The sequence below is a fragment of the Flavobacterium potami genome (genome assembly GCF_020026915.1).
GTDB lineage: Bacteria > Bacteroidota > Bacteroidia > Flavobacteriales > Flavobacteriaceae > Flavobacterium > Flavobacterium potami.
The window spans coordinates 371,041-387,331 of record NZ_JAINUY010000007.1; the positions used below are offsets into that span (position 1 = coordinate 371,041).

At 32.7% G+C, this 16,291-nt stretch carries 10 protein-coding genes; 3 read left to right on the forward strand and 7 right to left on the reverse strand.

What is annotated here, in order from left to right:
- Window positions 1-215 precede the first annotated feature (215 nt).
- Complete coding sequence (gene xrtN, locus K6T82_RS20445) at window positions 216-971, reverse strand: exosortase N (RefSeq protein WP_223710076.1); 756 nt, start codon at window positions 969-971, stop codon at window positions 216-218.
- On the reverse strand, window positions 971-3,466 hold the full coding sequence (locus tag K6T82_RS20450) for an XrtN system VIT domain-containing protein (protein WP_223710078.1): 2,496 nt from the start codon (window positions 3,464-3,466) through the stop codon (window positions 971-973). The genes xrtN and K6T82_RS20450 overlap by 1 nt, the downstream gene beginning before the upstream one ends.
- A gap of 422 nt (window positions 3,467-3,888) precedes the next feature.
- Between K6T82_RS20450 and K6T82_RS20455 the strand changes: the two genes are divergently transcribed.
- Both K6T82_RS20455 and K6T82_RS20460 read left to right on the forward strand, forming a co-directional pair.
- Window positions 3,889-6,660 (forward strand): bifunctional aconitate hydratase 2/2-methylisocitrate dehydratase, encoded by a 2,772-nt coding sequence (locus K6T82_RS20455; protein ID WP_223710080.1) that lies wholly within the window; start codon window positions 3,889-3,891, stop codon window positions 6,658-6,660.
- 123 nt (window positions 6,661-6,783) lie between these two features.
- Window positions 6,784-9,048, forward strand: coding sequence for an aconitate hydratase (locus tag K6T82_RS20460; RefSeq protein WP_223710083.1), 2,265 nt, complete (start codon window positions 6,784-6,786; stop codon window positions 9,046-9,048).
- Window positions 9,049-9,118: 70 nt separating this feature from the next.
- On the opposite strand, the gene K6T82_RS20465 is transcribed toward K6T82_RS20460, so the two are convergent.
- Complete coding sequence (locus K6T82_RS20465; RefSeq protein WP_223710086.1) at window positions 9,119-10,486, reverse strand: Kelch repeat-containing protein; 1,368 nt, start codon at window positions 10,484-10,486, stop codon at window positions 9,119-9,121.
- Window positions 10,487-10,729: 243 nt separating this feature from the next.
- Between K6T82_RS20465 and K6T82_RS20470 the strand changes: the two genes are divergently transcribed.
- Complete coding sequence (locus tag K6T82_RS20470; RefSeq protein ID WP_223710089.1) at window positions 10,730-11,875, forward strand: C40 family peptidase; 1,146 nt, start codon at window positions 10,730-10,732, stop codon at window positions 11,873-11,875.
- A 7-nt stretch (window positions 11,876-11,882) separates the two neighbouring features.
- On the opposite strand, the gene K6T82_RS20475 is transcribed toward K6T82_RS20470, so the two are convergent.
- The 4 genes from K6T82_RS20475 to K6T82_RS20490 form a co-directional block, all read right to left on the reverse strand.
- A complete protein-coding gene (locus K6T82_RS20475; protein WP_223710092.1) occupies window positions 11,883-12,266 on the reverse strand; it encodes a response regulator in 384 nt (127 codons plus the stop codon).
- A complete protein-coding gene (locus tag K6T82_RS20480) occupies window positions 12,256-13,680 on the reverse strand; it encodes a sensor histidine kinase (protein WP_223710094.1) in 1,425 nt (474 codons plus the stop codon). Before K6T82_RS20480 ends, K6T82_RS20475 begins: the two co-directional genes overlap by 11 nt.
- 406 nt (window positions 13,681-14,086) lie before the next feature.
- Entirely contained in the window at window positions 14,087-14,845 is a 759-nt protein-coding gene (locus K6T82_RS20485; protein ID WP_223710096.1) for a methyltransferase domain-containing protein, read from the reverse strand.
- A 159-nt stretch (window positions 14,846-15,004) separates the two neighbouring features.
- Complete coding sequence (locus K6T82_RS20490) at window positions 15,005-16,228, reverse strand: C10 family peptidase (protein WP_223710099.1); 1,224 nt, start codon at window positions 16,226-16,228, stop codon at window positions 15,005-15,007.
- Window positions 16,229-16,291 lie beyond the last annotated feature (63 nt).

A 16,291-nucleotide genomic window follows, 5' to 3' on the forward strand; every position in this document is an offset into this window, starting at 1 on the left:
GTAAGTTTATTTGGAGTTGAAATCTTAATAACTTCTTCGTTGATCTGTATTGCATTTTTGTTTTTATAAGTTGTAGTAAGGGTTCTGAATATATCATCTGGTTTTGTCTTTATTTCAAAACTAGTTATAAAAATGACAAAGGTTCCGGAAAGAAATAAAACTAAAGAATTGGTGCTTTTTGATATTTTTAACTCGTCTTTTTTTGGTTTGAAAAATCACACCAAATAAAGCATCGGAACAATTTGATAAAACAGAAAACATAATATTCCAATTGTGTGATGTAAAGTGTTTTCTTCGGTACAGTTAAATACAAGTAGGGTAATGATTCTGAAGTAATTTGAAATGACATTCAAGATAACAACTACAGCAAAAAATAAAGATACCTGAAGGATACTGAAATACTTTTGATGTTTCTTTTCTTCAAAAATCAAAAGGAATGCACTTGTTAACAATCCAGTTTTAAACATTGATAATCCCATACAGGCTGTGTCTATTGAGATTCTTGATTCGCCAAGATAAAAGTTGACACCTTCAATTTTAGTTATTGGAAGGAAGTCTTTCAGAAAAAGATATACATAATAGCAAAGAGATTGTTTGATTTCAGTCGATAGATAATCAAAAAATGTATTGAAAACAGAAGAAAATAATAGGATCGAAATAAAAGCAATGAACGAGAATTTCTGGGTTGCACTGTAATATAAAAAACAAACAAAAAGCGCCAAAGCCAGAAAATGCACAGATTTTGTGTGAAGACGATAACTTATAAATTCTAAGATTAAAATAAACGGAAGTAAGAGATAATTTATGTTGAAATTTGTTTTTCTTCCTCCAATGATAAACAAACCCACAGAACAGAGAATTCCGAATAAATTACTATCCAGTCCGATCATTATAATGTTATAATTTACAATGATCAGACAAATAGTAATCAATAAGAAAACACGTTTTTGATATGATATTAAATGATTCATTAAATAATCTGTTTTTTGTTTTTTCTATAATAAAAATATAAAGAAGAAAATCCAATAATAAGCAGCACCCATTCATAAGGTTCAGGTACAGATCCGTCATTGTTAATAGAAGCATTTCCCAATGTGTTTACATTCTGCTCGATTCCGTTTTTCTTATAATCTTTATCGGTTTCAAGTACGATTAAAGAAGAAATCGGAGTAACAATATTGGCGTCTTTTGCTAATTCTACATATTGGTTTTTTGAAATAGTATCTCCTTGTATTTTAATTTGTTCTTGTAATACTTTTCCAAAAGCATACATTCTGTAAATATGATTTGGCCCGTTGCTTTTTAAGCTGTCAGTATATGCTTTTTGGTGAATTGAAATTAAAGCAGGCTCAATATTTACAACATTTTCCTCTTCTTTAAATAAAGGAAACTGATGCTCATTTACCATTTTTAGACAGTTGTTTAAGTTTGTTTGAAAGTATTCGACATACTTCTGTTCTTTCGCAGTCTGCCAAAACGGATTGATGTCGGGGCTGATATTTATAACTTTTATATCTCGTTGTTTTGTGTTCTTTTTAATTTTTTTAAAATAATTAGATTCTTCAAGGTCTTCGAAATTTGCAGAAAAAGTCCCCGATTTTGTTATGATCAAACTGTTTTTGGTTAATTTATAAAGTGGTAATAAAGAATAATGATAGTTCTCAAAATCTTGCTGGATAGCTTTGAAATTCTCTTTATTAATTTCTTTTTTATGCCCATTAATAAAAACGAAGATATTTTTTCTGTCAAGATTTACAACAGATTCAATTTGTTTCGTTGTCCACTTATCATTTAGGTCCAGAATAATTTCAGAAGGAGTGAAGCGAGTCAATGTTTTTTGAATTTCACGCACTTCGTAAACTTTGTTTTTCCATACAAAAGAGCTATGATTGATTTTGCTCAAAGGTATATTGGCTTCCCAATCATCCAGTCCTTTAGATTGATTCATGTAAAAGCCTTTTTCCAGTTCAAAATCTTTAGAAGTTTCTATTGAAGTATTCCCTACTGTTTGTATTCTTGAAATGGTCTCAGCATTTGAAATGTTTGGTCCTTCTATGGAAAGACTTTGGTATTTCAATTTGTTGTCTTCGACTTTCAGTGGAGTTGTAAAACCACATTTAAATGTTCTGGGATTGATTTTATTTACTGGAAAAACCTTCACGACAACTTTGTTGCCTTCTCGCCATTGCATTAAGGAAGGATCTCGATATTCTACTCCAACAATTTGATTGTATGCTTTTTTAGCTTTTTCTTTAGTAGTTAAAACACCTTTGCGTTCTACACCATTAACCCAAAGTGAAAGTGAAGTGGCAACTGAACCTTCCGGTAATTGAAAGGAATAAATTGCTTCTTTGTTACTCAAAGTCTTATTGTGACATTCGATATTCATTGTGATTTCCGTATAAGCTAGTCGAGAATCAGGATAAATTTTTACATCTTCTTTGATAGATTTGGTAAAAATCTGGTCTCCGCTCCAGAGATGTTCTTCGGTTTCTAATCGTTTGTTGAAGTTTGATTTTAGAATGTTTATTCTGTCATCGTTATTAATATTTAGGTCTTTGCAGAATAAATAGGCAATACTTATAAAGGGATTATGAGCTTTAGTCTCATTAAATTGTTGTTTGCTGAATGAACCAAAGCCGTCAAATGAAAAGAATTTATCGATATCAATATATACGATGTTTTTCTTTAGTAGAATTTCATTGAAAAAATTAGGCTTTATATTCTGTGAAATGGAAATGTAAGTGGGTAAATCAGTTTCTGTCTCGAAAGAATTCATTTTAATGATTTCTGAAATTTTTTTGCTTTCTATAACCAATCCAATTGTAAAAACTAGAAAGCCAACCAATATCGTTGAAAAACCGGCGCAAAAGGAAATGAAATAATATCTGTTTTTGGGCAAGTATAAAAGAATACTCAATGTATGAATAACTAAAATAATTGCTGGAACCAAACCATAAAAGCCAAGACCTAAAGCTATAATTCCGACTAAAGAGTAGGGCATTACCGGAATAAGAAACAGGGCAAAATAGAAAATAATCCAAAACGTAAGTCCATTAATAAAATAGAAAATCAGAACACGAAGGTTTTCTGCCTTAGTTTGGTAAAGAAAGAAATTTGAAATACAAAATAAAAAAGTTGTTGCATATACCCAAACAGGAAGATTCAGAAAAACTGGAAAGAAAACATTTAAACTAAAGCAGCCAATAAGCCAGTTTAGCATTAGAAATGGGGTAAGGTGCATATGTTTTTTTCTGTTTTTTAATAATAGAAAAGACAAGATTGTGCCATAGCCAAATTCAAATATTAAAGCCACTACAGCAATAGATTCGAATTTGTAAAACTCCAATTCTTTGCAAGCAAGTGCCATAATTAACAGCATAGCTGAAATAGAAGTGACGGCAAGACTAATTCCTACGTCGGTTTTTCGATAATATTCTCTAAATAATTCAAATTTGTGTTTCATAGTATTATTTTTTTAAAAGAACTTTGAATTGCAAAGTTAAAAGAATATTTGAAAAACAAAACTTTTAGATTGATTTTTTTAGAGCTAACTTCTTACAATTTTGATTTAAAAAAAAAGACGTTTTTTGAGTAGATAAAACTCCAACTATAACGTTATAATTGCTTATTTAGAAAGGTTCTTAATGAAAATAGAGGTAAAATCTCACTTACTTTATAACATCGAATTTCGACTTTGTTAAAGAAAAGATTTTTAAATGTTAATAATTCATTATTTTAATATAAAATTGATTTTTTGATAAAAACAAGCAGTGAAAATCGTTTTTTAGCAATAATAATTTTTGAAAAGGCGAGTTCTATTATATTTTTTTTAATTATCGGGTTTAATGCTTAAATTTGCCTCAAAAAAATAAATCCGCTTTTATTATGAATATTTATCAGGATTACATTCAAGAAATTGAAGAAAGAAAAAATCAAGGTTTACACCCTAAGCCAATCGATGGAGCTGAATTATTAAGCGAAATCATTGCTCAAATTAAAGATGTTGATAACGCAAATCGCGAAGATTCTCTTAAGTTTTTTATTTACAATACTTTACCTGGTACTACAAGTGCTGCAGGTGAAAAAGCTAAGTTTTTAAAAGAAATTATTTTAGGCCATTCAGTAGTAAAAGAAATTACTCCAACTTTTGCTTTCGAATTATTATCTCACATGAAAGGTGGGCCTTCAATCGAGGTTTTATTAGATTTAGCTTTAGGATTTGATGCTGCAATTGCTCAACAAGCTGCAGACGTTCTTAAAACTCAAGTTTTCCTTTACGATGCAGATACTGACCGTTTGAAAGAAGCTTTCAAAGCTGGTAATGCATTCGCTAAAGAAATTATCGAAAGTTATGCACAAGCTGAGTTCTTTACTAAACTTCCAGAAATAGCTGAAGAAATTAAAGTTGTTACTTATATCGCTGGAGAAGGTGATATCTCTACAGATTTATTGTCTCCAGGAAACCAAGCGCACTCTCGTTCAGACCGTGAACTTCATGGTAAATGTATGATTACACCTCAAGCGCAAGAGGAAATTCAAGCATTACAAGCTAAGCATCCAGATGCAAGCGTAATGTTGATCGCTGAAAAAGGAACAATGGGAGTTGGTTCTTCTAGAATGTCAGGTGTAAACAACGTGGCACTTTGGACAGGAAAACAAGCAAGTGAATATGTTCCATTCGTAAATATTGCTCCAATTGTTGGAGGTACAAATGGTATTTCTCCAATTTTCCTTACTACAGTTGACGTAACTGGAGGTATTGGAATTGACCTTAAAAACTGGGTTAAAAAAGTTGACACAGACGGGAAACCGGTATTAAACGAAAACAACGAACCAATTCTTGAGCAAGCTTATTCTGTTGCTACAGGAACTGTTTTGACTATCAATACTCAAACTAAAAAATTATACAATGGTGATCAAGAATTAATTGACATTTCTAGATCATTTACGCCTCAAAAGAAAGAGTTCATTAGAGCTGGAGGATCTTACGCAATTGTATTCGGTAAAAAGCTTCAGACTTTCGCAGCTAAAGTATTAGATATCGAAGCTCCTGCTGTATTTGCTCCGTCTAAAGAAATTTCTAACGAAGGACAAGGTTTAACTGCAGTAGAGAAAATCTTTAACAAAAATGCTGTAGGTATTGCTCCAGGAAAAGTGTTGCACGCTGGTTCTGACGTTCGTGTAGAAGTAAACATTGTAGGTTCTCAAGATACTACAGGTTTGATGACTGCTCAAGAATTAGAGTCTATGGCTGCTACAGTTATTTCTCCAATTGTTGACGGTGCTTACCAATCTGGTTGTCATACTGCTTCTGTTTGGGATAAAAAAGCTCAGGCTAACATTCCTAAATTGATGAAATTCATGAACAACTTTGGTTTGATCACGGCTCGTGACCCTAAAGGTGTTTATCATTCAATGACAGACGTTATCCACAAAGTACTTAATGATATTACGATTGACGAATGGGCAATCATTATCGGTGGTGACTCTCACACGAGAATGTCAAAAGGTGTTGCTTTTGGTGCTGACTCAGGAACTGTTGCTCTTGCATTAGCGACTGGAGAGGCTTCTATGCCAATTCCGGAATCTGTAAAAGTAACTTTCAAAGGAGACATGAAAGGTTATATGGATTTCCGTGATGTAGTTCACGCTACACAAGCGCAAATGCTTAAACAATTCAATGGTGAGAATGTATTCCAAGGAAGAATCATTGAGGTTCACATCGGAACACTTACTGCTGACCAAGCGTTTACATTTACAGACTGGACTGCAGAGATGAAAGCTAAAGCTTCTATCTGTATTTCAGAAGACGATACTTTGATCGAATCATTGGAAATTGCTAAAGGCAGAATCCAAATCATGATCGACAAAGGAATGGATAACGACAGACAAGTTCTTCAAGGTTTAATTAACAAAGCTGATAAGAGAATTACTGAAATTAAATCTGGTGAAAAACCAGCTTTAACTCCAGATGCAAATGCTAAATATTATGCTGAAGTTGTTGTTGATTTGGATTTAATTGCTGAACCAATGATCGCTGACCCAGACGTTAACAATAAAGACGTTTCTAAGCGTTATACTCACGATACTATCAGACCATTATCTTTCTATGGTGGAGAGAAAAAAGTAGATCTTGGATTTATCGGTTCTTGTATGGTTCACAAAGGAGATATGAAAATCCTTGCTCAAATGTTGAAAAACGTTGAAGCACAAACAGGAAAAGTTGAATTTAACGCTCCTCTTGTAGTTGCTCCTCCAACTTACAACATCGTAGATGAATTGAAAGCTGAAGGTGACTGGGAAGTGTTGCAAAGATACTCTGGTTTCGAATTTGACGATAATGCTCCTAAAGGTGCGGCTCGTACAGAATACGAAAACATGTTGTACTTAGAGCGTCCTGGATGTAACCTTTGTATGGGTAATCAAGAAAAAGCAGCTAAAGGAGATACTGTAATGGCTACTTCAACACGTTTATTCCAAGGAAGAGTTGTAGAAGATGCTGAAGGAAAAAAAGGAGAATCATTGCTTTCTTCTACTCCAGTTGTGGTTCTTTCTACAATTTTAGGTAGAACTCCAACAATCGAAGAATATACTGCTGCGGTAGATGGAATCAACTTAACGAAGTTTGCTCCTTCTAACAAACAATTGGTTATGTAATCGAGAGATTATTTAATAATATTTTAAAAGCCCGAGTCGTAAAACTCGGGCTTTTTTAGTAATAATTGTTCTATTTTTTGTAACTTGTCATGTTCAAAAAAGAATAATAAAAACAAAAAATCTATGGCTTTTGATATCGAAATGATTAAAAAAGTGTACGAAAACATGCCAGCGCGAGTTGATAAAGCGCGTGAGATTGTTGGTCGTCCACTTACTTTAACAGAGAAAATTTTATACAATCACCTTTGGGATGGAAATCCTACTAAGGCGTTTGGAAGAGGAGTTGATTATGTTGATTTTGCACCAGATCGTGTAGCATGTCAAGATGCAACTGCACAAATGGCATTATTACAGTTTATGCATGCTGGTAAATCGAAAGTGGCAGTTCCAACAACGGTTCATTGTGATCACTTGATTCAAGCAAAAGTAGACGCTGTAACCGATTTGGCAAGAGCAAAAACACAAAGTAATGAAGTTTTCGATTTCTTATCGTCGGTTTCTAATAAATATGGAATCGGTTTCTGGAAACCAGGAGCTGGAATTATTCACCAAGTTGTACTTGAAAATTATGCTTTCCCTGGCGGAATGATGATTGGTACCGATTCTCACACTGTAAATGCAGGTGGATTAGGAATGGTAGCAATTGGTGTAGGTGGAGCAGATGCTGTAGATGTTATGTCTGGAATGGCTTGGGAGCTTAAATTTCCGAAACTTATCGGAGTGAAGTTAACGGGTAAATTATCAGGATGGACAGCTCCAAAAGATGTTATTCTTAAAGTTGCTGGTATCTTAACTGTAAAAGGTGGTACAGGTGCTATTGTAGAATATTTTGGAGAAGGTGCAACTGCAATGTCTTGTACAGGTAAAGGAACTATCTGTAATATGGGGGCTGAAATTGGAGCTACAACTTCAACTTTTGGTTACGATGATTCTATGAGTCGTTATCTACGTTCTACAAATAGAGCTGATGTTGCCGATGCTGCAGATAAAATAGCGTCTTACTTAACTGGAGATCCAGAAGTATATGCAAATCCGGAAAAATATTTTGATCAAGTTATCGAGATTAACTTATCTACATTAGAGCCACATTTAAATGGTCCTTTTACTCCAGATTTAGCTACTCCGATTTCAAAAATGAAAGACGAAGCAGTTAAAAATAACTGGCCATTGCAAATTCAAGTTGGTTTGATTGGTTCTTGTACGAACTCTTCTTACGAAGATATTTCTCGTGCAGCTTCATTGGCAAGACAAGTTGCTGATAAAAATCTAAAAACAAAATCACAATTTACCATCACTCCGGGTTCTGAAGTAGTTCGTTCTACAATCGAAAGAGATGGATTTATTGATACTTTCCACAAAATTGGAGCGACTGTTTTTGCAAATGCCTGCGGACCATGTATTGGTATGTGGGATAGAGAAGGAGCAGAAAAAGAAGAAAGAAATACCATTGTGCACTCTTTCAACCGTAACTTCTCAAAACGTGCAGACGGTAATCCAAATACTTTGGCTTTTGTTGGTTCTCCAGAATTGGTGACAGCTTTGGCTATTGCAGGTGATTTAAGTTTTAATCCATTAACGGATAAATTAATCAATGAAGATGGAGAAGAAGTAATGTTGGACGAGCCAACTGGAGATGAGCTTCCTGCTAAAGGTTTCTATGCTGAAGATCCAGGTTTTCAAGCGCCGGCTGCTGATGGATCAAATGTTCAGGTTGTGGTGAACCCAACTTCAGAGCGTTTGCAATTGTTGGCTCCATTTAATGCTTGGGATGGTAAAAATATTACAGGTGCTAAATTGCTAATCAAAGCATTCGGAAAATGTACTACAGACCACATTTCTATGGCAGGACCTTGGTTGCGTTTCCGTGGACACTTAGATAACATTTCAAACAATATGTTGATCGGAGCTGTAAATGCTTACAATCAAAAAACAAACTCTGTTAAAAACCAATTAACAGGCGAATACGATGCAGTTCCTGCTGTAGCTCGTGCGTACAAAGCAGCTGGAGTTCCGTCTATTGTAGTTGGAGATCACAACTATGGAGAAGGTTCTTCTCGTGAACATGCGGCTATGGAGCCACGTTTCTTAGGGGTTAAAGCGGTATTGGTGAAATCTTTTGCTCGTATCCATGAAACTAACCTTAAAAAACAAGGCCTTTTAGGATTAACATTCGCAAACGAAGCAGATTATGATAAAATCCAAGAAGATGATACAATAAACTTCTTAGACTTAACAGAATTCGCTCCAGGCAAACCACTAACATTAGAGTTTGTTCATGCAGATGGTACAAAAGATATTATCTTGGCTAATCATACCTACAACGAAGGTCAAATTGGATGGTTTGTTGCAGGTTCAGCATTAAACCTGATTGCGGCTGGAAAAGCTTAATATTTGATTTAATCAGATCATAAAAAAAACGCTCTGTGAAAACAGGGCGTTTTTAGTTACTAATAATATCTTACTGTTTTTGCTTTAAAGTTTTGATTTTGCTAGGACTCGTATTCTGAAATTCGTCTATAGCAATACGATATGTTTTATTAGAAGGCCTGCTGCTCAGTTCGTCTTGTGATAGTCCTCCAATTATATATAAATTATTTTCAAATAAATGCATTGCTGAATATTTTACGTCTATATCAATAACGAATTCTTTTAGTACTTTTGTTTTAATGTCATATAAGTATATTTTTTTGCTGTCAAAAATATAAATAAGATCGTTTTGTGAGGCAATTGCTGGTTTTTCGAGTTCAGAAAATAATTCTCCTTCATTTAGCCATTTGTCATTTATCAAATCAAAACTTTGAATTTCGGACATTGCTTTTCCATTGTTTCCTCCGATTAGGTAAATTTTATCTCCCATTAAAATCCCGTTTGCTTCTTGGGCAATAGGCATTTCTGATAATTCGTACCATAAACCGGAAGTTAAATTGTAAAAATGAGTTTTGTTTGTAAAAGTCTTTTTGCCTTTTGGAGTTGTTTTGATAGCGCCTCCCATTACAATTATGTTGTCTTTATAAATAAAAGATGGAGAATTAATTGCTTGATGCGGATTGGTTTTGTCTATTGCAATTTCGTTTTTCGAAAGGTCAAAAATTTCAATTTGATTTTCTAAATATTCAAATTTTGCATTTGGAGAAATTCGTTTGCCTCCAAATATATAAAATGAATTATCATAGAAATGTAAACTATGATAAGCTCTTTTTATGAGTTTTTTATTGGAGTTTTCCCAAGAGTCACTCTTAATGTCGTAAATCAAAAAATCGCCTTTGTGTTTTGCGTTTCCTTCTTCACGGCGCAACTCTTGAAAGTAAATTGGCATAAATACTTGTGGATCGTGTGAATTTGTTTTTGTTTTTGCTATTTCGAATGCATTAGAATTGTAGGAAGAATCACCTCCAGTAACATAGATTTTTCCATTATGGAGTGTGGAAGCAAAAGAATAGACAGCATCTTTTAATGGACTGAGTTTCTCAAAATCAATTTTAGATTTTAATTTCTTCTTCTTGATTTTTACTTCTACATTGTTCAGATTTTCAATGTCTTCTTGAAGTAAAATAATATAGTTGATCTTTTTTAAATCTTTAATAGCAATTTTTGCAGTTACAAATCCAATATGAGAAACTTGAAGGGAGTCGTTTGTTTTTTCTTTTAGATTTAATGTAAATTCTCCATTGCTGTTTGTCAGAGTTCCTATTTGGTTTTGAACGGCATATATGTTCGCGTCATCAAGTAAGGAATCGGTGGCTTGAGATTTAACAATTCCTTTTATAGTTTGCGCATTGAGGCATAAAGGAAATATAAGAATAGCAAAAAGTACTTTTTTAATCATATAGGAGGGATTTAAAGTGGTTTGAATATTGAATTAAAATGCTTTCTATATAAAAAACTGCTTTTCAAAAAGTTGGCTCAATTTCTATGCCGAGGCTGTTAATTTGAAGTAAAATAATTGTTAAAAATTATGGTTTTTATAAGTTTAAGCGTTAAATTCGCCTTTGAGGTAATATATTTGTAATTTTTAAGTTTAATTCTATAACTAAACTTAAAAAAAGGAGTAATAACTTAAAGGAGGGATATGATTTTTAGATTTATAATAGTTTTGATTTTTTTCAGTACAGGAGCTTTTGCGCAGGATAATTTTATTAAGCACAAAATTTCACAAGGAGAAAATCTTTCTGTTATTGCTAAAAAATACGACGTTACGGTAAAGGAAATCAATAATGCCAATCCGAATGCTCCAAAGATCCTTAAACTAAACTCTGTACTTTTAATTCCAAATAAAAATAAAAAAGAAGTTGCATCTAAAGCAAAATCATTGGCTAAGGCAGAATCTAAAGTAGAAACTGTTGTAAATAATGAAGCAGGTTCTCATGAGGTTTTGTCTAAAGAGACACTTTGGGGAATTTCAAAAAAATATAATGTAACGGTTGATGAATTGAAAAAAGCCAATCCGCTCTTGGAAACAGAAGGTCTGAAAATTGGTCAAAAGATCGTTATCCCATCAAACGAAAAACCAGTTATACAAGAAATCGCTTCTGCAGATGTTGAACTTTATAGAGAAGTTAAACCTAAAGAAACGAAATATGGTATTTCTAAAGAATATGGAATTACGGTAGCAGAATTGGAGCGTCAGAATCCGTCGATAAAAGGAAAAGTTCCTGTTGGTTATCTCTTGAAGATTCGTGTTTCAAAAGAAAAAGCAGATGCAATTCAGGCCGCTAAAGCTATTGAAGAATCACAAAACGCGGCAGTAACTTCACCAGTGCAAATAGCAGAAACTGCGGTAATAAAAAAAGATTCTACATTTGTAAAAATGACAAGTGGAAGTCATTCAGAATTAGTTGATCAGATTATTGCAAATGCAACAGAAAATATCGGAATTAGATACCGATCGGGCGGAACAACAAAAGCAGGTTTCGATTGTTCAGGTTTGATGATCTGTACTTTTAATAACTTCGATATTAAACTCCCAAGAAGCTCTATAGAGCAATCAAGAGTTGGAACAAAAGTAAATTCTGAAGAGGCTCAAAAAGGCGACTTAATATTCTTTAGAACCAATGGTAGACGCCACATTAATCATGTCGGAATGGTAGTTGAGGTTGCTGAAGACGGAGAAATTAAATTTGTACATTCCTCTACTCATGGTGGCGTAATGATTTCTTCAACAAAAGAACCTTACTACACAAGAGCATTTTCTCAAGTAAATCGTATTTTAGAATAAGATATATTTAAAGAAAAGCATTCTTTAAAGTTTCTAAACAAAACGGTTTATTCCAAAAATCAGTGACATATTTGTTTTCTTTCGCTTTTTTAATTTCATCTGTATCCAGAGTCGAAGAAAGAACAAAAATCTCTATTTTACCACTTATTTTTTCTGCAAGTCTTGCAAATTCGTCCAAAAACTCAAAACCATTCATAATTGGCATTTGAATGTCCAAAAGAATGATTAACGAAGTATGATTAGGGTTTTTTAAAAGCCATTCAATGCCTTCTTTACCGTTGTTGGCAATAAAAATCGGATTGATGTTTAATCCTTTTTTGAGTAATTTTTTAGTGACAAATTGATCAATTAAATTATCTTCAATAAGTACAAATTCAGATTTAGATTGCATGTGAGTGTGGTATGGTTACTATAAATTTACTTCCAACGGTGCTTTCTGAGAAAACAGAAATATCGCCTTTGATGTTTTCAACGGCTTCTTTTACAATGTAAAGACCTAGTCCTGAACCTTTATTTTTGTTGGTTCCAAAATACATTTCAAAAATATTTTCTTTGTCTTTATCATTAATTCCGATTCCATTATCCGAAACCTCAATTTTATTTAAACCATCTGAAAAATAAGTTTTGATGGAAATGAACATTTCTTCCTTGCTAGCATCGGAATATTTGATGGCATTTGAAATTAAATTGTTGATTATGATTTTTAATCGAAGACCGTCACTTTCAATTTGGTCGACCAGATGTTCTTGTGTAAATTTTATTCTGTTGGCATTTTCAATATACATTAATTGAATAATAGCCTCATTAAATAACTCTTTTAAACTTACCGGCTCCATGATTACTTCTTTTCTTTTGTTTTTAGAATAATCAATAATGTCACTTATAAATTGGTCCTGACGAGCCAGGCTATGATGCATCATTTGAAGGTAGTTTCTAATTTGGCTTAGATCGTCTTCTAAAGAAGTAATTTCGATAAGACCTTTTAAAGAAGTTATTGGAGATCTCAAATCGTGAGAAGCACTGTAAACAAAACGATCTAATTCACGATTTACAATAATTAAATTCTCATTTTTTACTTCTGTTTCTTTTTTAGAGATCAGCAGTCTTTTGACCATTATAGAATAATAGAGGCAAACACTGCAGATAATAACTAAAATGAAAAAGACGTTAGTAAAAATCAGTAGGTCTTTTATTTTACGGGTTCCTTCGCCTAAAAGATTCGAAAAATTACGTTCGTTAATGGTAAGTTGGTCACTAATGGAGCTGATCTCTTTTAAATACTGTTTCTGATCTTTTGGGGTTAAAAGATTACGATTGATTTTGGCATTAATTTGTTCCCCAATTATAAACAACTTAAAAATTAGTTGATCGCCTTTTCCCCATTCGTCAATAGCCTTTGATAAAAAGGAAACTTCTTTAAAGTTATCAAATAGCCAAATAATATCGTCAAGGTCGTCTTCGTGATTTCTTCCAACAAGTAGACCTTTTCTAGCTATATCATTATCACCGGCTTTTAAAAGTGTAATTCTGGCAGTTCCGTCACCCTGAGGAACTTTTAATTCCTCACAATACAATTTCCATTGATTCGGTTTTTTTGTATATAGATAGGTTATAAGATGTCTTGAAGCATCTTTTTGGCTTTTAGAATAATGGGATTCTCCGTTTATGTAAGCTCTATTTGCAGATAAAATTTTGATGGTAAAAAAGTTAATGCAAATCAGTAAGGCGCAGGAGATAAAAATGATTAATATAAGAACAAAAACATTCGGAAACCGAAAGTTTCTTAAATCTTGCAACTTAGACATAAACTTATAATTAGTAGGTTAATAATAAAGTGCCTTTTTGCGTATTTAAAGAAAATTGTAAACAACCTTAGGGGAAAGTTAATTCACAGTTATTATTAAACACTTGTTAAAGAATATTTGTTAATGAAAAAATAATTATATTGATTTTTTTCAAATGTAGTAAAAATTATCTTATATATTTTTCAAAATTCACAACGAATTTTAAAATTTTTATTTTAAATGTAATTGATTGGTTTTTAGATGTTTTGAGTCTTTTTGTTTCTTTTTGTTGTATTGTTTTTTATTTATGAAGCTATTTTTAACTCATTTTTAAACTAACGTACAGAAAATTGTTCTGTTATTTTAATAAAGCTAAAATCGATGAAGTTTTGTTTAAGGAGCAATAAATTTCCTGACAAGTTTTTTATTAAAATCTTGCATACAAAATCAATCTTCTAAAAGCATAAATAGAGGGAACAATAGGGAAATATTTGTTTATTCGGATTTTAAATTCAGCTGATAATTTTTTGAATTGCTCTTCATTTAAACGCTCTTGATAAACAGTTAGGGCTGAACCGGAAATAAAATCAAAAAAATCATTTTGTGATGCAGAAATTAGAGGATATACTTTTTCATATAAAACTAAATCGGTACCGCCATTTTCAAAAAGTATTTTGGCATACTCGTCTAAAGTCAGGACTGGAGAAGGACGTGTCCAATTGTTAAGATACGAAGCAAAAGGTTCTTCCTGAACCAAGTTTAAAAGTATTCTATTCAGAATATTTTCATTTTGTTGTGGCATTTGAACAGCCAATTGCCCACCTGGATTTATTCGAGAAATAATTTTTGGAAATAGTTCGCCATGATTGTCGATCCATTGTAATGCGGCATTCGAAAAAATAAGATCCCATTTTGTTTCTTCTTTTAATTGCTCGGGAATTGATAATTCTTTAAAATTAAGATTTTCTCTAACTGGAGCTTTCGCCAGCATCTCTGCAGAATTGTCTATACCCAGAACAGTTGGGTTTGTAACCTTTTCAGAAAGTCTTTTGGTAAGTTCTCCCGTTCCGCATCCTAAATCTATAATTTTTAGATTTGGATGATCAACAATATGACTTACAAGATCATCAAAGGGTTTAGAACGTTCAGTTTTAAATTCGTTGTATTTTTTTGGATCCCAAGTCATAAGCTATTGTTTTTAATTTAAAAAAGAAATTATTGTAAATGTTTTGAATTAAAGTTAAGAATTTAATTTATCAATATTATAGAAGAAAGCCGCAAATAATTACGGCTTTCTTTACTTTTGAGAATAAATTTTACCCTTTTTAGGGATTAGTTTTTTTAATTATGGAATTATATTATAATACATTTTTGCTTCATAATTAAATGAATAAGTTGATGGATTAAAATTGTTAAATGAGTACCATCCATCATAAGAACCAGACCATCCCCAATTCATATGTAACGATAACATTCCAACTCCAAGACAAGAACCTTGACTTTCGTCGTAGTAGTAAGAGCTAGATCTTATGTAACCATCGCAAACCCACGCATGACCATCAGCATACATATCAAAAGAAATCCCGTCTTTTTTTCTTCCTCCAGATAAAATTACTGGTCTTCTAGCACTAATCTGGCTAACTACAGTTTGATAATTGTAAGTGCCTCTCGCAGCATTTGAATAATGGAAATCATTTACAAATGAAGAAGCGACCTGATCATAAGAATCGGCACTAGAACCGTCACATCCATAAGACATATTAACAGCATAGCCAATATCTAACATAAGTCCTGCAGTACTAGGCGTACCATAGTTATTTGGCATATTAGCCCAATTATATGAAGCGGGTTTCTGATGATATTTCATTACCTGTGCCATAGCTGTAGCCACACAACCTGTTGGGGCTCTACCTGATGAATTTGCACTACACAATAAAGGTGCTAAGTTGTTATAGCCGCCCCATTGTCCCCAAGTAGTTGTCAAAAGAGGGCCGACTTGTTCAATCTGATCCTCGGGACATGTTTTTGGATCAAATGGAATTATTTTTTTTGCAGTAGCGCTTCCGCCAGAAATAATTTTTGAAGCAGCACTCCATTCTGTTTTATTAATAGCCGATTGAGCTAGATTTTTAAATTTAATAGTTTCTATATTTTGGGTTTGAAATGCTAGCCACATTTTTAAACCCTCTGGATAATTTACTGTATCATTTTGAAAAACTGAATTTTCAGAATAAGCTAATACAGGAGTATTTCTATCATCGGCAGAAACAATAGCAAATCCTCCGTTCTCATAATTTATAATATAAAATGCAGCATCTTTTTTTTGAGTAAATCTTGTAAATGTGTATCCTGCTTTTTTTATTCTGGAACCTTTACTAGTTTGAGAAGATATTCTACCTGTTACAGTCAAATTTTCGGCTATTTTGATTGCATCTTCTTGAGAAATTAGATGTGAATCTGTTTTTGATTGTGTTTGAATTTCATTATCACTTTGGCAAGAATTAAAAAATAATAAACTAGAAATAACTAAACAGCTTAGTTTTAATAGTGTTTTTTGGTTTTTTTTCATCATTTTTTTGTTTAAATTAATAGTGGGGAATCTATTCTCAAAGTATTATTTTGTTTTGTACAC